Annotated in this window: 20 protein-coding genes and 1 riboswitch; of the genes, 7 read left to right on the top strand and 13 right to left on the bottom strand. The window is 74.0% G+C overall.

Annotated elements, in window-relative coordinates; genetic code table 11:
- Positions 1-205 precede the first annotated feature (205 nt).
- The 7 genes from ACYVJE_RS17650 to rimP form a co-directional block, all read right to left on the bottom strand.
- On the bottom strand, positions 206-1228 hold the full coding sequence (locus ACYVJE_RS17650) for a DHH family phosphoesterase (protein WP_461145370.1): 1023 nt from the start codon (positions 1226-1228) through the stop codon (positions 206-208).
- 73 nt (positions 1229-1301) lie between these two features.
- Positions 1302-1820: a 30S ribosome-binding factor RbfA gene (gene rbfA, locus ACYVJE_RS17645; RefSeq protein WP_459156825.1), complete on the bottom strand. Its 519-nt coding sequence runs from the start codon at positions 1818-1820 to the stop codon at positions 1302-1304.
- A 43-nt stretch (positions 1821-1863) separates the two neighbouring features.
- Positions 1864-2157 carry a DUF503 domain-containing protein gene (locus ACYVJE_RS17640; RefSeq protein ID WP_459156826.1) on the bottom strand — a complete coding sequence of 98 codons (294 nt, stop codon included), beginning with the start codon at positions 2155-2157 and terminating at the stop codon, positions 1864-1866.
- A 72-nt stretch (positions 2158-2229) separates the two neighbouring features.
- Positions 2230-5253 (bottom strand): translation initiation factor IF-2, encoded by a 3024-nt coding sequence (gene infB, locus ACYVJE_RS17635; protein WP_461145317.1) that lies wholly within the window; start codon positions 5251-5253, stop codon positions 2230-2232.
- A gap of 92 nt (positions 5254-5345) precedes the next feature.
- Positions 5346-5690, bottom strand: a complete 345-nt coding sequence (locus ACYVJE_RS17630) for a YlxR family protein (protein WP_461145369.1) — start codon at positions 5688-5690, stop codon at positions 5346-5348.
- A 74-nt stretch (positions 5691-5764) separates the two neighbouring features.
- Positions 5765-6844 (bottom strand): transcription termination factor NusA, encoded by a 1080-nt coding sequence (gene nusA, locus ACYVJE_RS17625; protein ID WP_459156829.1) that lies wholly within the window; start codon positions 6842-6844, stop codon positions 5765-5767.
- A complete protein-coding gene (gene rimP / locus ACYVJE_RS17620) occupies positions 6841-7398 on the bottom strand; it encodes a ribosome maturation factor RimP (protein ID WP_461145316.1) in 558 nt (185 codons plus the stop codon). Before rimP ends, nusA begins: the two co-directional genes overlap by 4 nt.
- Positions 7399-7686: 288 nt before the next feature.
- Here rimP and ACYVJE_RS17615 point away from each other — a divergent pair, with 288 nt between their 5' ends.
- Complete coding sequence (locus ACYVJE_RS17615) at positions 7687-8187, top strand: hypothetical protein (protein ID WP_461145315.1); 501 nt, start codon at positions 7687-7689, stop codon at positions 8185-8187.
- Complete coding sequence (locus tag ACYVJE_RS17610; protein WP_461145314.1) at positions 8184-8648, top strand: ferritin-like domain-containing protein; 465 nt, start codon at positions 8184-8186, stop codon at positions 8646-8648. The genes ACYVJE_RS17615 and ACYVJE_RS17610 overlap by 4 nt, the downstream gene beginning before the upstream one ends.
- Before the next feature lie 120 nt (positions 8649-8768).
- Here ACYVJE_RS17610 and ACYVJE_RS17605 read toward each other — a convergent pair whose 3' ends face one another.
- Together ACYVJE_RS17605 and ACYVJE_RS17600 are read right to left on the bottom strand one after the other, a co-directional pair.
- Positions 8769-9959 (bottom strand): hypothetical protein, encoded by a 1191-nt coding sequence (locus ACYVJE_RS17605; protein WP_461145313.1) that lies wholly within the window; start codon positions 9957-9959, stop codon positions 8769-8771.
- Between the two features lie 117 nt (positions 9960-10076).
- Positions 10077-11102, bottom strand: a complete 1026-nt coding sequence (locus ACYVJE_RS17600; protein ID WP_461145312.1) for an aminotransferase class V-fold PLP-dependent enzyme — start codon at positions 11100-11102, stop codon at positions 10077-10079.
- A gap of 124 nt (positions 11103-11226) precedes the next feature.
- Between ACYVJE_RS17600 and ACYVJE_RS17595 the strand changes: the two genes are divergently transcribed.
- Together ACYVJE_RS17595 and ACYVJE_RS17590 are read left to right on the top strand one after the other, a co-directional pair.
- On the top strand, positions 11227-11637 hold the full coding sequence (locus ACYVJE_RS17595) for a secondary thiamine-phosphate synthase enzyme YjbQ (RefSeq protein ID WP_461145311.1): 411 nt from the start codon (positions 11227-11229) through the stop codon (positions 11635-11637).
- Between the two features lie 94 nt (positions 11638-11731).
- Complete coding sequence (locus ACYVJE_RS17590; protein ID WP_459156836.1) at positions 11732-12430, top strand: HAD family hydrolase; 699 nt, start codon at positions 11732-11734, stop codon at positions 12428-12430.
- Between the two features lie 197 nt (positions 12431-12627).
- On the opposite strand, the gene ACYVJE_RS17585 is transcribed toward ACYVJE_RS17590, so the two are convergent.
- Complete coding sequence (locus ACYVJE_RS17585; protein WP_461145310.1) at positions 12628-14370, bottom strand: proline--tRNA ligase; 1743 nt, start codon at positions 14368-14370, stop codon at positions 12628-12630.
- A gap of 143 nt (positions 14371-14513) precedes the next feature.
- Between ACYVJE_RS17585 and ACYVJE_RS17580 the strand changes: the two genes are divergently transcribed.
- Positions 14514-15821 carry a cytochrome P450 gene (locus tag ACYVJE_RS17580; protein ID WP_461145309.1) on the top strand — a complete coding sequence of 436 codons (1308 nt, stop codon included), beginning with the start codon at positions 14514-14516 and terminating at the stop codon, positions 15819-15821.
- Positions 15822-15876: 55 nt separating this feature from the next.
- Positions 15877-16617 carry a peroxide stress protein YaaA gene (yaaA, locus tag ACYVJE_RS17575; RefSeq protein WP_459156839.1) on the top strand — a complete coding sequence of 247 codons (741 nt, stop codon included), beginning with the start codon at positions 15877-15879 and terminating at the stop codon, positions 16615-16617.
- Between the two features lie 72 nt (positions 16618-16689).
- On the opposite strand, the gene cobA is transcribed toward yaaA, so the two are convergent.
- From cobA to ACYVJE_RS17560, 3 genes are read right to left on the bottom strand one after another with little or no spacing between them, the layout of a single operon-like run.
- The gene (gene cobA, locus ACYVJE_RS17570) at positions 16690-17910 is read right to left on the bottom strand and encodes a uroporphyrinogen-III C-methyltransferase (RefSeq protein ID WP_461145308.1); all 1221 of its coding nucleotides are present in this window, start codon (positions 17908-17910) and stop codon (positions 16690-16692) included.
- Positions 17894-18760, bottom strand: a complete 867-nt coding sequence (locus ACYVJE_RS17565) for a sirohydrochlorin chelatase (RefSeq protein WP_461145368.1) — start codon at positions 18758-18760, stop codon at positions 17894-17896. The genes cobA and ACYVJE_RS17565 overlap by 17 nt, the downstream gene beginning before the upstream one ends.
- Before the next feature lie 60 nt (positions 18761-18820).
- Positions 18821-19423: a precorrin-8X methylmutase gene (locus ACYVJE_RS17560; protein ID WP_461145307.1), complete on the bottom strand. Its 603-nt coding sequence runs from the start codon at positions 19421-19423 to the stop codon at positions 18821-18823.
- A 309-nt stretch (positions 19424-19732) separates the two neighbouring features.
- A riboswitch (cobalamin riboswitch) is annotated at positions 19733-19863 on the bottom strand.
- Positions 19864-20051: 188 nt separating this feature from the next.
- Here ACYVJE_RS17560 and ACYVJE_RS17555 point away from each other — a divergent pair.
- Positions 20052-20321 carry a DUF1876 domain-containing protein gene (locus tag ACYVJE_RS17555; protein ID WP_459156843.1) on the top strand — a complete coding sequence of 90 codons (270 nt, stop codon included), beginning with the start codon at positions 20052-20054 and terminating at the stop codon, positions 20319-20321.
- The last annotated feature ends 94 nt before the right edge of the window (positions 20322-20415 follow it).

Raw genomic sequence — 20415 nt, 5'->3', positions numbered from 1 at the left:
CGACGTGTCGGTCTCCAGCGGGACACCCGCAGTGCCCGCGGCGCGGCCCCTCGCAGCCCGGTCCTCCCGCGGGGCCGAAACGGGCAGGCGGATGCCGCGCCCGTCGCGCACGAGCGGCGAGGCCGCCCGGCGCTCCCGCCCCGGCGGCAGCTATCCCCCCGCACCGCCCCCGCGGGGCTGGCGCTCGCGCAGCGGGCTCCGGACCTCACCCCAGTCGCGGTGCCCGCTCCAGGGCCGCGCGCAGCCGCCGCAGCACCTCGGCCCGCGAGCCCTCCATGGTGAACCCGGAGGCGAACCGGTGACCGCCCCCACCGCAGGTGCGCGCCGCGTGGGCCACGTCGAGCGCGCTGTCCGCGCGCAGCGAGACCATCCAGCGGTCGTCCCCGATCTCCTTGAGCACCGCCGCGACCTCGGCCTCCTCGGCGCAGCGCAGCAGGTCGACCACGCTGTCCACGTCGGAGCCGTGCATCCCCTCGGCCGCCGAGCGGAGGACCGCGGAGTGCACCAGCCCGCACCCCTGCGCCGCGGTCGGCTCGAGCTCGGCGCCGGCCAGCACCTCGGAGAGCATGCCCAACCAGCGGTAGGGGTGGTTGTCCATGAGCGCGCGGGTCGTGGCGGCCGGATCCACGCCGGCCTCGAGCAGCCGCGCCGCCACCCGGTGCGCTTGCGCACCGGCGTTGCGGAAGCCGCGGGTGTCGGTCACGAGCCCGGCGTAGACGCAGCGTGCGCGCGGCTCGTCGAGCGGGAATCCCAGCGCGTCCAGCACGCGCAGCGCGAGCAGCGACGTGGACTCGGCGCGGTCCTCGACCACGTGGACCGTGCCGTGGACCGCGTTGCCCGCGTGGTGGTCGATGACGAGCACGTCACCGCCGGTTTCGCGGGTCGCCCGGACGCGATCGGCGAGCGCGCCGAGCCGGTGCTCGGCGCCCGTGTCGCAGACGACCAGGGTGGGCGGCGCGGCCGGGACCTGCTCCGCGGGCACCACGACGCCATCGGTGTCCAGCGCCAGCAGCGCGGGTGCGAGCTCGTTGACCGCGTCGAACGAGACCCGCACCGTCCGGTGGGGGGCCTGCAGCGCGCCGGCCAGGGCGAGCGCGCTGCCGAGCGCGTCCGCGTCCGGGTTGAGGTGCCCGAGCAGCGTGACATCGGACGCGCCGCGCAGCACGCGGGCGGCCGCGACCACCGCCCGCTCCACGTCGTCCGCTGCGGCCGGCGGATGCCCGCTCAGCCCGCTCACAGCGTCACCTCCAGGGTGGGGTCACCTCCGTGCCACTCCACCTCATCGGAGAGCGGGCCGAACCTCAACCTTCCTGTGAGGGTTCCCGCTCCGCCTGCGCTTGCTCAGCAGCCTGCGCCTGCTCGGCGGCGGCCTCCGCCTCCTCGGACTCGGCCTCCTCGGTCTCCTCCTCCGAGCGGTACGGGTCCGCATCGCCCGCGGGGCTGGCGGTCGAGGCCAACCGCGCCACTTCGGCGTCCGCCTCCTTCGCCTGCGCCAGCAGCTCGTCCAGGCGCTTCGCCTGAGCCGGCACCTCGTCGGCCACGAACGTCAGAGTCGGGGTGAACCGCACCCCGGTCTGCTGCCCCACGCGGGACCGCAGCACCCCCGTGGCGCGGGAGAGCCCCGCGGCGGCACCGGAGTAGTCCGCCTCCTCACCGAAGACCGTGTAGTACACGGTGGCGTCCCGCAGGTCCGGTGTCAGCTTCGCGTCGGTGATCGTCACCCTCGCCAGCCGGGGATCCTTCACCCGGTGCTCCAGCTCGGAGGCCACGATCTGGGCGATGCGCTTGGCGAGTCTGCGGGCGCGCGCCCTGTCGGCCACGGCGCACCTCCTTCGTGAGAAATGCTGAATTCACTGCGAATGGTCAGTCCTCGGGTCCGAGCATGCGCTGCCGCACCGCGAGCAGGTCGAGCTCGGGCCGCGCCGCGACCAGCCGTTCGCACGCTTCGAGCACCTCGTGCACGTGCCCGGCGTCCGCGGCCACGGCGGCGATGCCGAGCTCGGCGCGGCGGTAGAGCCGCTGATTGCCCGTTTCCGCCGCTGCGACGTCGAAACGCCTGCGCAGCTCCGCCAGAACGGGCCGCACGGCCGAGCGCTTCTGCTTCAGCGACCGGACGTCGCCGAACAGGACATCGAGTTCGAGGGCTCCGACGAACATGACGGCATCCCGGGGACGGGTCGAACAGGACTCGGGGGTCACCGGCAGCCCCGGTGACCCCCGACCGCTGGATCAGGTGCGCGGCTTCTCGCGCATCTCGTAGGTCTCGATGATGTCGCCCACCTTGATGTCGTTGAACGACCCCAGGGTGAGACCGCACTCGAACCCGTCGCGCACCTCGGTCGCGTCGTCCTTGTACCGCTTGAGCGAGTTGACCGTGAGGTTCTCGGTCACCACCACGTTGTCCCGCAGCAGGCGGGCCTTCGCGTTCCGCCGCATGATGCCGTCCGACACCATGCAGCCGGCGATCGTGCCCACCTTGGACGACTTGAAGGTCTCGCGGACCTCCGCGTGGCCGAGCTGCGCCTCCTCGTACTCGGGCTTGAGCATGCCCTTGAGGGCCTGCTCGATGTCCTCGGTCGCCCGGTAGATCACCGAGTAGTACCGGATCTCCACGCCCTCGCGGTTGGCGACCTCGGCGGCCTTGCCCTCCGCCCGGACGTTGAAGCCCAGCACGATCGTGTTCTCGGCCGTGGCGAGGTTGATGTCGCTCTCGGTGATGCCGCCGACGCCGCGGTGGATCACCCGGAGCTGGACCTCGTCGCTCACGTCGAGCTTGTTCAGGGACTCCTCCAGCGCCTCGACGGTACCGGAGTTGTCGCCCTTGACGATCAGGTTCAGCTGGCTGGTCTCCTTCAGCACCTTGTCCAGGTCCTCCAGGCTGACCCGCTTGCGGTTGGCGGCGTTCTGCGCCTCCCGGATCCGGGCGACCCGGCGGTCGGCGATCTGCCGCGCCACCCGGTCCTCCTCCACGACCAGGAACGTGTCCCCGGCCCGCGGGACGGAGGTGAACCCGATCACCTGGACCGGGCGCGCCGGCGCCGCCTCGCGGACGTCGTCCTCCTTCTCGTCGGTCATGCGCCGCACGCGGCCGTAGGCGCCGCCGGCGACGATGGAGTCCCCGACGCGGAGGGTTCCGCGCTGCACCAGCACGCTCGCCATCGGACCGCGGCCCCGGTCGAGGTGGGCCTCGATGGCCACGCCCTGCGCCGGCAGCTTCGGGTTCGCCCGCAGGTCCAGCGTGGCGTCCGCGGTCAGCAGGATCGCCTCGAGCAGCGACTCGATGTTCTCGCCCTGCTTGGCCGAGATCTCCACGAACATCGTCGAGCCGCCGAACTCCTCGGCCACCAGCCCGTACTCGGTCAGCTGCTGCCGCACCTTGGACGGGTTCGCACCGGGCACGTCGACCTTGTTGACCGCGACCACGATCGGCACCTCGGCGGCCTGGGCGTGGTTGATCGCCTCGACCGTCTGCGGCATCACGCCGTCGTCGGCGGCCACCACGAGCACCGCGATGTCCGTCGCCTTCGCACCGCGGGCACGCATGGCGGTGAACGCCTCGTGGCCCGGGGTGTCGATGAACGTGATCGGCCGCGGGTTGCCCTCGAGCTCGCTGAGGACCTGGTAGGCGCCGATGTGCTGGGTGATGCCGCCGGCTTCGCGCGTCTGCACGTCGCTGCGGCGGATCGTGTCCAGCAGGCGCGTCTTGCCGTGGTCGACGTGACCCATGACCGTGACCACCGGCGGCCGGTGCTGCAGGTCCTCCTCGGAGCTTCCCGGATCGCCGAAGTTCACGTCGAAGGACTCGAGCAGCTCCCGGTCCTCGTCCTCCGGGCTGACGATCTCGACCTTGTAGTTCATCTCCTGGCCGAGCAGCTCGAGCACGTCCTCGGAGACGGACTGGGTCGCGGTGACCATCTCGCCCAGGTGGAACATGGCCTGGACCAGGGCCGCCGGGTTCGCGTTGATCTTCTCGGCGAAATCGGTCAGCGAAGCACCGCGGCGCAGGCGCACGGGCTCACCGTGCCCGCGCGGCAGGCGCACGCCGCCCACCGACGGCGCCTGCATGTTCTCCATGTACTCCTGGCGCTTCTGGCGCTTCGACTTGCGACCGCGCTTGCTCGGGCCGCCCGGCTTGCCGAAGGCACCCGCGGCACCGCCACGACCGCGGCCGCCGCCACCGCCACCGCCTGGGCGACCGCGGAAACCACCGCCGCCGCCGCCACTGCTGGGCGGACCGCCGGCCGGGGCACCGCCGCCACCGCGCCCGGGACCGCCGCGGCCACCGCCGCCACCGCCGGGACCGCTGCGACCGCCGCCACCGCGGCCGCCGCCACCGCGGCCGCCGCCGGTGCTGGCACCGCCGCCGCGCGGCGGGCGGGGCGGCATCATGCCCGGGTTCGGGCGCGAGGGCATCATGCCCGGGTTCGGACGCGAACCGCCCTCGGACTTCGACTCGGAACCGGCAGCGGGAGCCGTGTTCTCCTGCTGCTGGCCGCCGCCCTGCTGACCGCCCTGCTGGCCGCCGCCCTGCTGGGGCTTGCCGCCGCCCTGGCCGCCTTGCCGCTGGCCGCCGCGGCCACCGCGGCCGCCGCCCTGGCCGCCGCCACCGCCGCGCTGCTGCGGCGCGCCGCTGCCGACGCCGAACGGGTTGTTGCCGACGCGCGGCGGACGCGGCCCCGGCTTGGGCGCCTGCGGCTTCGGCGGCACCACGCCGGCCTCACCGTCACCGCCCTGGGACTGCCCGGACTTCGGGCCGGGCTTGGGACCGGGCTTGGGCGCCTGCTTGCGGCCCTTGTTGTCCTGCTGCTCGGTCTTGCCGCCGTCCTGGGCAGCGGGCTTGGAGCCCTGCTTCGGACCGGGCTTGGGGCCCGGCTTCGGCGCGGGCTTGGCCTGCTCCTGCCCCGCCGAGGCAGCGGGCTGCTCGGACGGGGACTGCTGCTCGGACGCGGGCTGCTTGGGGCCGGGCTTGGGCGCCAGGTCCGACGGCTTCGGCGGGGTCGACTTCGTCGCGCCGTCCCCGGTTCCCTGACCGGCCTCGGCCGCTTGCTGCGTCGCCTTGCCCGATGCCGCCTTCTTGCCGCCTCCGGAATCGGAGGGACCGAACGCGTCCCGCAGCCGCCGGGCCACCGGGGCCTCCACCGTCGACGACGCCGACTTGACGTACTCGCCTTGCTCCGCGAGCTTGTTCAGTACTTCCTTGCTGGTGACACCGAGCTCCTTGGCGAGCTCGTGTACGCGGGCCTTGCCTGCCACTGCTCTCCTCGTCTGGGTGAGGCCGGGCGGCAGTCCCGCACGACCTCGTCCTATCGCCGATGCGCGTTCATGGCTTCAGCTTCACGGCTGATTCATGACGGGTCGACCTGCTTTCTGTCCGTCGCCTGGCGCGGGGATCTCCCCACGTCGGTCACACGATGAGTCGCCCGCCCGAGGCGGGTGCTCAGGTGCTCCCGCACCGCCGACGCGTCGACGGCACCTCGCACCCGCAACGCCCGGGAGAACGCCTTGCGGCGCTCCGCACGTTGCAAACAGTCAGGATCGGGGTGCAACCACGCTCCTCGACCCGAATGCCGACGTCGTGGATCGGGAACGGCGACCACTCCGGCACCGCCGCTCTCCGCCACCACTCGCAAGAGTGCATCAACCGACTCCCGGGAACGGCAACCCACACAGGTACGGACCGGCCCCGTCATCCGGTGGCCGGACCTGCCCGTGCGGATCATGCGCTCCCTCGTGTCGATCCTGCGGCGATTCTAACCCCTCGCACTCACTCCGCCGAACCCACGGTGGGCATCTCGTCCACGCCCGGGTCGAAGCTCGCCGCCTCGTCCGGCGTGACCGGGACCTGCCCCGCCGTCGTGGTCGGCGAGCTGGGGTCGGCATCGCTGCGGATGTCGATGCGCCACCCGGTCAACCGCGCGGCCAACCGCGCGTTCTGCCCTTCCTTGCCGATCGCCAGCGAGAGCTGGAAGTCCGGCACGATCACGCGCGCCGTCTTCGTCTGCTCGTCGACGACCTCCACCGATACAACCTTCGCGGGCGACAGCGCATTCCCGACGAAGGCAGCCGGGTCCTGGGAGAAGTCGATGATGTCGATCTTCTCCTGCCCCAGCTCGCTCATGACGTTGCGCACACGCTGCCCCATCGGACCGATGCACGCGCCCTTGGCGTTGACCCCCTCGAGAGCGGAGCGCACCGCGATCTTCGAACGGTGCCCCGCCTCCCGCGCCACCGAGGGGATCTCCACGGTGCCGTCGGCGATCTCCGGGACCTCCAACGCGAACAGCCGCCGAACCAGGTTCGGGTGCGTGCGCGAGAGGTTGATCTGCGGCCCCCGCGCGCTGCGCGAGACCCCGATCACGTAGCACTTGATCCGCGTGCCGTGCTCGTAGTTCTCCCCCGGCACCTGCTCGGCCGGCGGGATGACGCCCTCGCTCTCGCCGAACTCGACGACGACCATGCCGCGCGAGTTCGCCCGCGCGTCGCGCTGGATCACACCACCGAGGATCTCTCCCTCCTTGGTGGAGAACTCGCCGTAGGTCTTCTCGTGCTCGGCGTCCCGCAACCGCTGCAGGATGACCTGCCGGGCGGTCGTGGCCGCGATGCGGCCGAAGCCCTCCGGGGTGTCGTCCCACTCCTCCGCGACGGAACCGTCCGGGGCCAGGCTGTGCGCGATCACCCGGACGATGCCAGTCTTGCGGTCCACTTCCACGCGGGCATGCGGCTGGTGCCCCTCCGTGTGCCGGTATGCGGTCAGCAGTGCTGATTCGATTGCTTGCAGGACCGTTTCGAACGGGATGTCCTTGTCCCGCTCGATCGCCCGCAGCGCCGCGATGTCGACGTTCACCTCGACTCCTCCGTGTCCTCCCGGTCGTCCCCGTGCCCGGAAACGCCGCCCGCAGCCCGCTCGAGTTCTGCCAGTTCCTGCGCCGGTGGCTGCTGGAATTCCACCTCGACCACCGCGCGCTCAACCTCACGGTAAGCCACCCGGCGCACGCTCCCGCCAACCAGCACCGACACACCCTCGTCATCGGCCTCGCCGACACGCGCAGTGAACGACTCGCCACTCGTCAGGGTGATGCTGACCAGGCGGTACCGGGCGCGCCGCCAGTGGCGCGCGCGGGTGAGCGGCCGGTCCACCCCCGGGGAGGTCACCTCGAGGGTGTACGAACCGGTGAGCACGTGCTCGTACCCGTCCAACACCTTCGACACCGCGCGGGAGACCTCGGAAATCGCGTCGGTCCCCACTCCGCCGTCGGCGTCGACGACGACCTTGACCAGCTTGCGGCGGCCCGCGGGCTGGACGTCGAGCTCCTCCAGGTCGAAGCCCATCGCCGCCACCGCTTCGGCGACCACGGGCTCCAGCTGCGCAGTGACCGCACCACTCGGCGGGCTGGACACGTCGGGCACTCCTCGGTTTCGTCATCGGGCCTCGGCGAGACCCCGGGGGCTGCGGGTGCGTTCGCGGCGCTGACGTTCCCCGCCCGGTCGGCGCCACGCCGGCGGAACGCGGAACTCACGACCAGTGCTGCACGTGCCGGCCGCGGGCGCCCAGCGTAGCGCGTCGCCCGGTGGCGCGGCGCGCCGCGGGACCCGTCCGTCGACGTGTGGCCGTCCAGTGTCGACGAATCGCCGTTGCGGTTCCCCTCGACCGATCACCGCCGAGCGGCGCTGGCACGATGGAACCTCGTGAACGTTCCCCCGCGCTCCCCGGGACAGCCCGACCGCCGGGGCGTCCTGCGCGCCGCCGCCGCCCTGCCCGCGGTCGTGCTCGGCGCCTCCGCCGCGGCGACCGGCTGCTCCGGCGAGGACGAACCCGACCCGCTGCTCCCCCTCGCCGAGGCCGCGAAGTCCGACGCCGCGCTCGCCCGGGCCCTCGGCGAGCGCCACTCCGAGCTCGCCGCGGCTGCGGCGGAAGTCGCCGACGCGCGCAGCGCGCACGCCCGCGCCCTGCGGCGCGAGATCGAGCGGGTGCACCCGCCCGAGGCCGACGCACCGCCGACGCTGCCGGACGTGCCCGCGCCCGAGGTGTCCGCCGACGCCGCGGCCGGGCGGCAGCGGTTGCGCCGGGAGCTCGAACGCGCCCGCGACCGGGCGGCCGAGTTCGTCCCGAACGCGCCGTCGAACCGCGCCGGTCTGGCCGGGTCCGTCTCGGCCAGCTGCGCGAGCCTGCTGGAGGTGCTGACGTGAGCCGACCGTCCGACCGGGCCGCCCTGTCCGACAGGGCAGCTCGGGCCCTGCGCAGCGCCCTGGAGGCCGAGCACGCCGCGGTGTGGCTGTACGGCCTCGCCCGGGCGCACGTCACCGACCGGTCCGCGGCCGAGGCCGTCGACGAGGCCTTCGACGAGCACGAGCGGATGCGCGACACCGCCGACCGCGCCCTGCGGCGCTCCGGGGAGAAGGCCCCTCCCCCCGCCCTGGCCTACGACGTGGGCGGTGACGTCGGCGACCAGACCTCGGCGATCCGCGCGGCCCTGCTCGTCGAACGCGACTGCCAGGTCGGATGGCGCTCGGTGCTGGAGAACACCGACTCGCCGGAGCTGCGCCGCACCGCCCTGGACGGGCTCACCACCGCGGCCACCCGCACCACGCGCTGGCGGCTGGCGCTCGGCCGCTCCCCGGCGGCACCGGAGTTCCCCGGCCAGCCGTAGCGGGTCCGCGGACTGACCGACGGGGGCGGGCGGCCGGGAGGAACCTCCGACGGCGCCTCGCCCGGGATCCCCGAGCTCGGGGAGCGACGGCCAACAGCAGCCGGGAAGATCGCCGCGGGCTCACCCCTGGTCGCGGTCCTGGGGCCAGCCGAGCCGCAGCGCCTCGCCGGTCACGTCCAGCAGGCGCGGATCGTCCTTCGGGGTGTCCCCGTCCATGTAGGCGGAGTCGCCGATGACCACGAGCTCGCCCTGCTGCTGCGAACCGTAGGCCTTGTCGTTGAGCCCCGGCAGGTCGCCGTGGGTCTCCATGCCCTCGTCGACCAGGTCCTTGATGTTGCCGGTGCCGTCCCGGGTGAGCAGCCGGTCCAGCTGAGCGGCCTGCTGCTCGTCGTGCATGAGCACCGTGACCACGGTGGTCACGACCCGGTCGCCGTTGGGCAGCGTCGTCGTGTACAGCGCACGCGTGCGGTGCACGCACTCGTCCCGCCCGAAGAACTCGGCGATCCGGGCCGTCGACACCTGGGCGCAGCCGGGCAGCCAGCCTTCCTTCTGCAGCATGTCGAACTGGTACTTCGTCCGCTGCTCGATCGGCTCCCCCCGGTCCTGCGCCCGCTCCTGCCCGGAGGGGCCGCCGAGACCGAACGCCCACCAGGCCGCGCCGGAGAGCAGGGCGACGCCGAGCAGCACCAGACCGCGCACCGCCCACGTCCACGCCGAGGAGCGGCGGGGACTCGACGAGGAGCGGTGGGGGCTCGACGGCGCCTGCCGGGCCGTGCCGGGGTTCTGCCCGGCGCCAGGAGGCGGGCCGGGATGCGGGTTGCCGCGGATCGCCGGCACGGGCTGCTGCTGGGCGAGCGCCGTGCCGCCCGGCGCCTGCTGCGCCGGTGGCGGGGCGGGCGGCGCGGGCTGCACCGCGGGCGGCGGCCCCTGCGCAGGTGCGGCCGGAGGGCCCGCAGCGGGAGGCGCCGCGGGCTGCGGAGGGCCGGGCCGCTGGTCCTGCTGCGCGGGCGCCGGCGGCACCGCGGGGAACTGGTCGGTGTGCGGTTCCGCCTCGTCCGCACCGGCCGCGGGAGGCGTCCCGGCGGCCGGCTGCACCGCGGCCGCACCGGCGCCGGCCGGTGGCGCGGACACCTCCGTCGCGTCCGCGGAGTCCGCACTCCCCTCCGCGGGCACCGCCTCCGATCCGGTTCCGCCGTCCGCATCCGCGGCGATCCGGGAGTTGTCCCGGCGCAACGGGGTGGTGTGCCGCTGCGCGCCCGCGTCCGGGTCCGCTGGGGAGGCCTCACCCGCTCCACGTGGTGTTTCCGACACGGCAAACAACAGTAGCGGGGCCGGGCAACCGTCAGATCACGGTGTCAGCACCGCCACACGCCCACCGCGCCACCCCTGCAGCGAGTCGCCCGCGCTGCTATCGCCCGCGCAGGGTTGTCACCCGCGCAGGGCCCGGGCGGCCAGGTCCACGTCCTCGGCGGTGTTGTACAGGTGGAACGCCAGCCGCGCACCGCCCTGGCGCACCGAGGCCCGCACACCGGCCTCCTCCAGCCGCCGCCCGGCGTCCGGCCGGCGCACGCTCACGATCGCCGAATCGCCGGGTGGCATCTCCAGCGCGCTGCGCAGCCGGTTCGCCAGGCCGACGCAGTGCTCCGCGACCGCGGTGCGGTCCTGCCCGGCGAGCCAGCTCAGCGCCGCGCCCGCCCCGACGTGCGCCAGCCACACCGGGGAGAGGTCCAACCCCCGCGCTCCCGCCGCCAGCCGCAGCGGCAGTCCGTAGAGCGCTTCCGCCGGATCCTCCGCGGCGTACCAGTTGGCGTTGTGCGGCAGCAGGGCCGGCGCGTCCGGGTGCACGGCCATCCACGCGGCACCCCGCGGGGAGAGCAGCCACTTGTACCCGGCGGCGACGACCCAGTCGGCCCAGTCGAGCCCGAGCGGCATCCACCCGGCGGCCTGCGTGACGTCGAGCAGCACGCGGGTCCCGGACCGCCGCGCGGCGCGCAGCGCGGCCAGGTCCGCCACGCTCCCGTCGCGGGACTGCACCGCGCTGACCGCCACCAGGTCGTGCTGCGCGGCGTGCTCGCCGAGCCGTTCGAGCGGGACTTCACCGACCTGCACGCCGCGCTCGCGCTGCGCCGCGAACGGGAAGCCCACGCTGGTGAAATCGCCCTCGGCGAGCAGCACGCTGCTGCGGTCCGGCAGGCTCGCGGCGACCATCCCCACCAGCTGCGAGGCGGTCGCGCCGATCGCCACGTGCTCCGGGCGGGTCCCGACGAGCTCGGCGAAGGCCGCCCGCGCGGTGGCGACGGCGGTGTCGAAGTCCCCCGGTTCGGTGCGCCCGCAGCCCCAGTCCCCGACCGCCTCGCGCACCGCTCGCAGCGCCTCCGCGGGCGGGACGCCGATGCTGGCCGTGTTCACGTACCCGGTGGGGACGTCGAACAGCGCCCCGAACGCCTCGCGCATGCTCCGATCATGCCGGAGGGGTGGTGATCACCGCCACCTCGCGCGCGCCCCCGCGGCTCGGCGGTGGTGTTCCGGAAGACGCCTGGGCCCGGCCCGCACCGCCCGGGCACCTACGGTGAGGGGCATGCACACCGATGTCATCGAGATCCGCACCGGCGACCGGGAGACCGTCCGCGACCTGAACCGCGAGTGCCAGGAGTTCCTGCGCTCGACCCGGGCAGCCGACGGGCTGCTGCACGTGTGGGTGCCGCACGCGACGGCGGGGCTCGCGGTCATCGAGACCGGCGCGGGCAGCGAGGAGGACCTGCTGCGCGCGCTGCAGGACGTGCTGCCGAAGGACGAGCGCTGGCGGCACCGCCACGGCTCGCCCGGGCACGGCCGGGACCACGTGCTGCCCGCGTTCGTCCCGCCGTACGCCTCGGTGCCCGTGGTGGACGGGCGCATGGCGCTGGGCACGTGGCAGTCCGTGTGCCTCGTGGACACCAACGCGGACAATCCCGCGCGGAACGTGCGGCTGAGCTTCCTCGCCGGCTGACCGCCGCCCCGCGGACCGGCGGCGGGCGCTCGCAGCGGGGTCCGCCGGCGCAGTTCCGCGGGTACCGCGTCGGCGGCGGGGCGCCGTTGGCAGGATGGCGCGGGTGAGCACGCAACGACTCCTGCTGTGGGACGTCGACCTGACGCTGGTCAACGTCCAGGGCTTCGGCACCCGCTGGTACACGCGCGCGCTGTCCGAAGTCGCCGGACGGCAACTGGAAGGCATGCCCGAGACCGCCGGTCGCACCGAACGGGCCATCGCCGCGGACGTGCTGCGGCTGCACGGCGCCCCGGTCACCGCGGAGGCGGTCGAGGCGATGTTCGCCGCGCTGACGCGGGCCGTGCTGGACACGCGGGAGGAGCTCGGCCGCGGCGGGCGCGCCCTCCCCGGAGCTGCCGCGCTGCTGGCCGAGCTCGCCGCCGCGGAGGGGCTGACGCAGAGCGTTGTGACCGGCAACCTGCCCGCGGTGGCCCGGAACAAGCTCGGCGCGTTCGAGCTCGACCGCCACGTGGACCTCGACATCGGCGGCTTCGGCAGCGACACCGAGCACCGGCGGGAGCTCGTCGCCGAGGCGGTGGCCAAGGCCGAGCACAAGCACGGGACGACCTACGCCGAGGTCTTCGTCGCCGGGGACACGCCGCACGACGTCACCGGCGCGCTGGCCTGCGGAGCCCGCCCGGTCGGCGTCGCCACGGGCGGCAGCAGCGCGGCGGACCTCAGGGCCGCGGGCGCCGAGGTCGTCCTCGACGACCTGACCGCTCCGGAACCGCTCCTGCGCGCCCTCTCCGACTGACTGCCCGCACCGCTGAGCACGCTCCGGCCGCCGCCTCGAACACCTCACCCGAACGGGGTTCTGGGCATGTCGCGAGAAATGTGCGAACCGCAGCGCACGGGCCGCTCGGCCGCAGCGTCACCACGCTCGGCGTCACCGTGATCGGAGCAGCTGCTCCGGGCGTCCACCGTCCGGAGCGGCGAGACCTGGACCCGGGATCACCGGCCGAGGTCGGCGACGTGCCGAGCGGCCTCCTCCAGGGGGACCTCGGCGCGCTCGCCGCTGCGCCGGTCGCGCACCTCGACGACCCCGTTGGCCACGCCCTTGCCGACCACGAGGATCGTGGGCACGCCGACGAGTTCGGCGTCGGCGAACTTCACGCCCGGCGAGGCGGCGCGGTCGTCGAGGATCACCCGCACGCCCGCCTCGTCGAGTTCCGCGGCGAGGCGCTCGCCCGCCGACCACACGCTCTCGTCCTTGCCCGCGATGACGACGTGGACGTCGGCGGGGGCGACGGCGCGGGGCCAGACGAGCCCCTGCTCGTCGTGCGACTGCTCGGCGATGGCCGCGACGAGCCGCGAGATCCCGACACCGTAGGAGCCCATCGTGATCCGCTTCGGCTTGCCGTCCTGACCGAGCGCGTCGAGCTGCACCGCGTCGGAGTACTTGCGACCCAGCTGGAAGATGTGCCCGACCTCGATGCCGCGCGCGGCGCGCAGGACGCCCTTCCCGTCCGGGGACGGATCGCCCTCGCGGACGTCGGCGGCCTCGACGGTGCCGTCCGGGGTGAAGTCGCGCCCGCACACGAGGTCGACGACGTGGTGGTCGGGCTTGTCGGCACCGGTGGCCCAGGCGGTTCCGCTGACCACGCGCGGGTCGACGAGGTAGCGGACGTCGTTGTCCTGCAGGGCCTTCGGGCCGACGTAGCCCTTCACCAGGAACGGGTTGGCGGCGAAGTCCGCTTCCTCGAGCAGGGCGACCTCGGCGGGTTCGAGCGCGGCCTCGAGCCGCTTCAGGTCGACGTCGCGGTCGCCGGGCACGCCGACGGCGAGCAGCTGCCACTCCTCGGCACCGGGCTGGCGGGTCTTGACGAGCACGTTCTTCAGCGTGTCCGCGGCGGTGAAGGCGCGGTCGGTGTGCTCGTTGAGGTGGTCGACGAGGGTGTCGATGGTGGGTGTGTCCGGCGTGTAGTGGACCTCGGCCGGCCGGCGGCCCGCGACGGGCAGCGGGTCCGGGGAGGGCGTGGTGACGGCCTCCACGTTGGCGGCGTAACCCGACTCGCTGCTGCGGACGAACGTGTCCTCGCCGGTCTCCGTCTCGGCGAGGAACTCCTCGGAGGCCGAACCGCCCATGGCGCCGGACATGGCATCGACGATCACGTAGCGCAGGCCCACCCGGTCGAAGATGCGGATGTAGGCCCCGCGGTGCAGCTGGTACGAGCGGGCGAGGCCCTCGTCGTCGAGGTCGAACGAGTACGAGTCCTTCATGACGAACTCGCGCCCGCGCAGGATGCCGGCCCGCGGCCTCTCCTCGTCGCGGTACTTCGTCTGCACCTGGTACAGCATCGCCGGGTAGTCCTTGTAGGAGCTGTACTCGCCCTTGACGGTGAGCGCGAACAGCTCCTCGTGCGTCGGGCCGAGCAGGTAGTCCCCGCCCTTGCGGTCCTTGAGCCGGAACAGCGCGGGGCCGTACTCGGTCCAGCGGTTGCTGGCCTCGTAGGGCTCCTTCGGCAGCAGCGCGGGGAAGTGGATCTCCTGGCCACCGATGGCGTCCATCTCCTCGCGCACGATCTGCTCGACGTTGCGCAGCACCCGCAGCCCGAGCGGCAGCCACGAGTAGATCCCCGGCGCGACGCGGCGGACGTAGCCGGCGCGGACGAGCAGCTTGTGGCTCGGCACCTCGGCGTCGGCCGGATCCTCGCGCAGGGTACGCAGGAACAACGTCGACATCCTCGTGATCACGGCTGCTCGCTCTCGACGGGGTTCGAAATCCGACACCGGAAGCGTAGCGACCCTCCGTTCGGAGGTGCGCAAAGCCCCCGACGGCGGCTTGCCGGCGGCCGCGCGGGGCGGTACTCCGGGGAGGAGCCCCACGGAGGTGCCGCATGCCCGTCGACGAAAGCGTTCGCAGCACCGCCCGCGAGCTCGGCCTGCGCGCGCAGCTGGTGGCCTACGGCGCGGCCGGGTGGGCGCAGGCCCGGCTCGGCGAGCCGGTGGCGCGCCTGCTGCACCGGCCGTGGCGGGACGACCCGTACCCGGTGTACCGCACGCTGCGGCGGCGCGGGCCGTTGGTGCGCAGCCGCCTGGGCATGTGGGTGGCGTCCACGCACGGGATGTGCGACGCGGTGCTGCGCGACGGCCGCTTCGGCGTGCGCACCGCGGAAGGCGCCGCCTCCCAGCCGTTCGCCGATGAGCTGGGCCAGGACCTGTCGCTGCTGGAGCTCGACCCGCCCGACCACACGCGGCTGCGCCGGCTGGCCGCGCCCGCCTTCCGGCCGCGCCGGCTCGAGACCTACCGGGAACGCATCACCCGCGTTGCCGAGGACCTGGTGGATGCGGCCCGTCGGCGGGGCGAGTTCGACCTGATCCGGGACTTCGCCGCGCCGCTGCCCATCGCCGTGATCCAGGAGCTGCTGGGAGTGCCGCCGTTGGACGCCGAGCGGCTGGCCCGGCACGGACGCGTGCTCGGCGGTGCGCTGGACGGTGTGCGGTCGGTGCGCCAGTTGCGGCGGCTGCGGGAGTCGACCGCCGCGCTGGCGCAGCTGTTCGACGGAGTGATCGCGCAGCGCCGCGCCGAGCCCACCGAGGACGTGCTCGGGGACCTGGTGCGCGCCACCGACGAGCAGCGGCTCACGGGCGCGGAACTGGTGGGGCTGTGCAACCTGCTGCTCGTGGCGGGTTTCGAGACCACTGTGAACCTGATCGGCAACGGCACGGCCGCGCTGCTGGACCACCCGGAGCAGTGGGAGCGGCTGTGCGCGGAGCCGCAGCGCGCGTCCGCCGCGGTGGAGGAGACGCTGCGCTGGGACGCCCCGGTGCAGGCGACGGTTCGGGTGGCGCACGAGCCGGTCGAGCTGGGCGGATGTGCGCTGCCGGTGAACGGCATGGTGCTCGTGCTGCTCGGTTCTGCGGGCCGCGACCCGCGGCAGCACGCCGAGGCCGAGCGCTTCGACATCACCCGCCGCGACCGCGGGGAACACCTGGCCTTCGCCGGCGGCCGGCACTACTGCCTGGGAGCTCCGCTGGCCCGGTTGGAGGGTGAGGTCGCGTTGCGGACCCTGGCGATGCGGTTGCCGGACCTGCGGCGGGCGGGACCGGTGCGCCATCGCGCGAGCTCGATCATCCACGGCCTGTCCGCGCTGCCGGTGCGCGCCGGAGGCGCCAGCCGGTCCACCACCGCCGCGCGGACGTGACAGCCGGGCGCGCCCGCCGGACCGGTCGGTGCGTGCGGGCGCCTACCCTGGGGCCGTGCTCATCGTGCTGCCTCCCTCGGAAACGAAGACGACCGGCGGCGAGGGCGCTCCGCTCCAGCTGGAGTCCCTGTCGTTCCCGGAGCTGAACGACGCGCGCCGCGCGCTGGCCACCGAACTGTCCACATTGGCCGAAGACGTCCCGGCGAGCCTGTCCGCGCTCGGGATCTCCGAGCGCCAGGTGGACCAGGTGCGGTTGAACGCGGAGCTGTGGAAGGCCCCGACGGCGCCCGCGCTGGAGCGCTACACCGGCGTGCTCTACGACGCGCTCGACGTGCGCTCGCTGGACGGGCACGAGCGCGGCCGGGCCGACCGGCGCCTGGCCGTGGCCTCGGCGCTGTTCGGGCTGGTGCGCGGCACCGACGAGATCCCGCCGTACCGGATGTCGGCCGATGCGCGGCTGCCCGGTGCGGGGAAGCTGCGGCCGGTGTGGCGCCCCGTGCTGGAGCCGGTGCTGGGCGGGCTGGACGAGCTCGTCGTCGACCTGCGCTCGGGCGCCTACGCCGCGCTGGCGCGCGTTCCCGCCGCCGCGGGCGTGCGCGTGCTCTCGGAGGACTCCCGCGGCGAGCGCAAGGTCGTCAGCCACCACAACAAGTCCTACAAGGGGCGCTTGGCGCGCAGCCTCGCCGCGACCGCCGCAGAACCCGCCACAGTGGACGACCTGCTGGACCTCGTGCGGTCGGACGGCTTCGCGGTGGAGCGCGAGGGGGAGCAGCGCTTCGCGCTCATCGTGCGGTGACGGGAAGCCCGGACTCGGCCGCCGCCCGGGCTCCGGGGGACGGCCGGGAGGAGCGGGACCCGCAGTCGACCCTCACTTGAGCCCGGCCACGGGTCCGATGACGACGATCGCCGGCGGGGCCACGTCCGCATGCTCGACGTCCTCGGCGATCGCGCCGAGCGTGCTGCGCACCGTCCGCTGCCCCGGCATGGTTCCCTCCTGGATGATCGCCACCGGGGTGTCGGCCGGGCGCCCGTGCCGCAGCAGCACGTCGGCGAACGCGTCGAGCCGGCGCACCGCCATCATGAGCACGAGCGTGCCGCTCAGCCGCGCCAGTGCGGGCCAGTCCACCAGCGACTTCTCGTCGTCCGGGGGCACGTGGCCGGAGACGACGACCACCTCGTGCGCCACGCCGCGGTGGGTGACCGGCACGTCCGAGACCGCGGGGGCGGAGAACGCGCTGGTGATGCCGGGCACCACCGTCACCGGCACGCCCGCCTCGGTGCACGCCAGCAGCTCCTCGAAACCGCGGCCGAACACGTACGGGTCGCCGCCCTTGAGGCGCACCACGAACTTCCCGGCGCGGGCGCTGTCGATGAGCGTCTGGTTGATGACCTCCTGGTTCGCCGCCCGCCCGTACGGGATCTTGGAAGCGTCCACGACCTCGACGTGCGAGCCGAGCTCGTCGAGCAGCTCGCGCGGTGCCAGGTGGTCGGTGAGCACCACGTCGGCCTTGGCCAGCAGGCGCCGTCCGCGCACCGTGATGAGGTCGGGCGCGCCCGGCCCGCCGCCGACGAGCGCGACGCCGGGGGACGGCGGTTCCGCGTGCTCGTCGACGACGCCGGACTGCAGCGCCTCCACGAGGCCGTCGCGCACCGCCACCGACCGCCGGGGTTCGCCCCCTGCGAGCACCCCGAGCAGCAGCCCGTCGTGCTCGCCCACGGCGGGGGTGACGGCGCTGCCCGCGGGGGCGTCGTCGGCGCGCACGCAGAACACCCGGTTGCGCTCGGCTTCCGCGCCGACGGCTGCGTTGACCGCATCGTCGGAGGCCGCCGCCACGGCGTACCACGCCTCGGCGAGGTCGCCCGCGGCGAAGGCGCGGCGCGTCCAGCGCACCTCGCCGCGATCGGCCATGGACTCCACGGCGGGGGTGGCCTCCGGTGCGATCACCTCGACCTCGGCCCCCGCGCCGACGAGCCGCGGCAGGCGCCGCTGCGCCACGGTGCCCGCGCCGACGACGACGACGCGTCGCCCGCGCAGGTCCAACCCGGCGAGGTAGTGGTGCTCTGTCGGTGTGTCAGTGCGCGTGCCCATGTGCGTGTCCGTGGCCATGACCTTGTCCGGTCGGATCGTCCGGGTGGTGGTGCGGTGTCTGCGGCTGGCCCAGCTTGTCCTCGAACCCGGGCAGCAGCACGCGATACGCGCAGGTATCGCAGTTCATCCGGATGTCGCCGTGCAGGGCCTCGTGGTAGCGCTCCACGACGAGGTCGGCCAGCGCGTCGGTGTTGCCCAGGTACCCGGCGACCCGGACGTCGATGTCCGGATTCCGCTCGCCGTACTCGTGCGCCTGCGTCACGACCCGCTGCGGCAGCACTCCGTCGAAGAGGAAGTACGGCGCCACCACGACCCGTTTCGCACCCAGCCGGCGAGCGCGCTCCAGACCGCCGGGAACGTCCGGCGGTGCCAGCGAGATGAACGACGTCTCCACGGTGGCGAAACCGCCGGTTTCCTGCAAGAGCCGTGAGACCTTGGACACCTCGGAGTTCGCGTCCGGGTCGGTGGAGCCGCGGCCGACGAGGACGACGGCCGTGTCCGTCCACTCCGAACGGGGAACCTCCGCCTCGACGCGTTCGGACAGCACCGACAGCAGCGTCGGGTGCGGGCCGAGCGGGCGGCCGAAGACGTAGCGGGTGGCGGGGTTGCGCTTCACCTCGCGCTCCAGCGCGGCCGGGATGTCGCCCTTGCCGTGCCCGGCGGCGACGAGGACCAGTGGCACGGCGACCATTTCGGCGTGGCCGCGTTCGGCGAGGTCGTCCCACGCCTCGTTCACGGCGGGCGCGGACAGTTCGATGAACCCTCCGCCGACGTCGATCCCCGCGGCGGAGACGCGCTCGGCGACCCGCTGCGTGAACGCGCGGAACTCACCCACCCCGCCTTCGTCCACTGTGCCGTGTCCGACGAGCAGGAGTGGTCGCGGTCGATTCACTGGTTACCTCCGGATTCGTCAATCTTGCCAGTACAACAACGCGTTCACCGCTGCGGACGCGATGGCGGCACCGCCGCGCTCGGACAGCGTGCTCACCGCGGGAAGTCCGCTCCCGCGCAGCGCGGCCTTCGACTCGACGGCGCCGACGAAACCCACCGGCACCCCGATGACGAGCGCCGGGCGCACCTCGCCGCCGGCGGCCAACCGCAGCAGCTCGGTCAGCGCCGTGGGGGCGTTCCCGATGGCCCACACCGCACCGTCGGGAAAATCCCTTGCGGCGCAACGGATTCCCGCGGCCGATCGGGTTATTTCCGCCTGTTCGGCGGTTTCCGCCACCCACGGGTGGTCCAGGCCGACGTGCGAGTCGCGGGCGGTCACTCCCGCGGCGACCATGCGCACGTCGCAGACCAGCGGCGCGCCGCCCACGAGCGCGCGCCGACCCTGCTCAGCTGCGGACTCGGTGGTGACGACTTCGCCCACCCAGCTCGGATCGGCGGTGGTGTGCACCACGCGCTCCACGACGGCGCGCGCCAGCGGCGGGTGGTGCGCGAAATCGGCGCGCTGCCGCATGATGCGGTAGGACTCGGTTTCGATCGGATGCACTTTCCTGCGCACGGTCATCCTTCGCATGAGATCGGGCTCGGCGCGCCCGGCCGCTCCGCGCCGGGCGCGCGTTCGACTCCGCGGCGCGGCCGCTCCCCGGGACCGCGCCGGGGGCACCGGACGGCGGCGCGGGCGCGCTCGCCCGCGGTTGCGCGGGCACGCGCGCGCCACCGCGGCGCGCCGAACCGCACTCCGCAGCGCTGCGGCCGCGCTCGTCCGCGCGGCGGACGCAGCACGCGAGACATCGGTCCACGAACCTCCTGGGTTTCCCGCCCGAGGGGCCGGCGAGGGCGCCGCGCGCCGCGGTGCGGCGCGGGGTCGGTGCTGAGTCTCCTGGCTCCCGGATCATCGCGAGCGCCGTCGGCCTTCCCGCCGTCTCCGGCCGTGGCCATTCCTGCGCGGCGCCCGCTCACCCGGTCACAGTGGGCGGGTCCGTCCCGGATTCGCACCGGGTTCCTCTGTCACCGACCGCCGCATCTTCGCCCGCGAACCCCGCGAGGTCAAACCCGGTGAATTCGATCACAGAGCGTGCAGGGGTCCGGTTCCACCCCGTGTGGGTGACGCGTCGGGTTCCGTTCCGCCAGCGCGACCCGCATCCTGGAGTCACCGTGGTGGCGCTCTGCCCAGCACGGCCCGGGAGGCGACCATGAACGAGACGCACACGATCACCCTCGATCTCCAAGTCGTCGAACAGGGTTCGAAGACGACGTGCGATGTCGGGTTCACCACGCCGAGCGGCCAGGTCGTACACGGCCACGGCACGGCGCGGCGGCATCCCGACGATCCCGAGGTCCCCCAGATCGGGGACGAAATCGCGACGGCCCGCGCGCTGTTCGAACTGGCGCACAAACTGCTGGACACGGCGGCGTCCGACATCGGCCAGCAGCTGAACCGCCGCGTGCGGCTGCCCGCCTGAGCGGGACGGCCCCGAGCGGGGGCGGCGCGGCCGGGGCCGGAGAGCTCCCGGTCGCGCCCGCTGCCGCTGCGGCGGGCGCAGCACCCTGCTCGGG

The organism is Salinifilum aidingensis (assembly GCF_054782015.1).
Note: the sequence above shows the minus strand (reverse complement) of the source record. Positions and strands in the feature narration are given on the sequence as shown.

What these genes read in the sequence shown, in the direction of transcription:
- ACYVJE_RS17560 (WP_461145307.1), bottom strand. Translation starts at nt 19,423, where the DNA reads ATGACCGTGCGCAGGAAAGTGCATCCGATCGAAACCGAGTCCTACCGC.
- ACYVJE_RS17600 (WP_461145312.1), bottom strand. Translation starts at nt 11,102, where the DNA reads ATGCGCGAGGCGTTCGGGGCGCTGTTCGACGTCCCCACCGGGTACGTG.
- ACYVJE_RS17630 (WP_461145369.1), bottom strand. Translation starts at nt 5,690, where the DNA reads ATGACGGGGCCGGTCCGTACCTGTGTGGGTTGCCGTTCCCGGGAGTCG.
- ACYVJE_RS17595 (WP_461145311.1), top strand. Translation starts at nt 11,227, where the DNA reads ATGCACACCGATGTCATCGAGATCCGCACCGGCGACCGGGAGACCGTC.
- ACYVJE_RS17580 (WP_461145309.1), top strand. Translation starts at nt 14,514, where the DNA reads ATGCCCGTCGACGAAAGCGTTCGCAGCACCGCCCGCGAGCTCGGCCTG.
- ACYVJE_RS17640 (WP_459156826.1), bottom strand. Translation starts at nt 2,157, where the DNA reads ATGTTCGTCGGAGCCCTCGAACTCGATGTCCTGTTCGGCGACGTCCGG.
- ACYVJE_RS17555 (WP_459156843.1), top strand. Translation starts at nt 20,052, where the DNA reads ATGAACGAGACGCACACGATCACCCTCGATCTCCAAGTCGTCGAACAG.
- cobA (WP_461145308.1), bottom strand. Translation starts at nt 17,910, where the DNA reads ATGGGCACGCGCACTGACACACCGACAGAGCACCACTACCTCGCCGGG.
- ACYVJE_RS17590 (WP_459156836.1), top strand. Translation starts at nt 11,732, where the DNA reads ATGGCGCGGGTGAGCACGCAACGACTCCTGCTGTGGGACGTCGACCTG.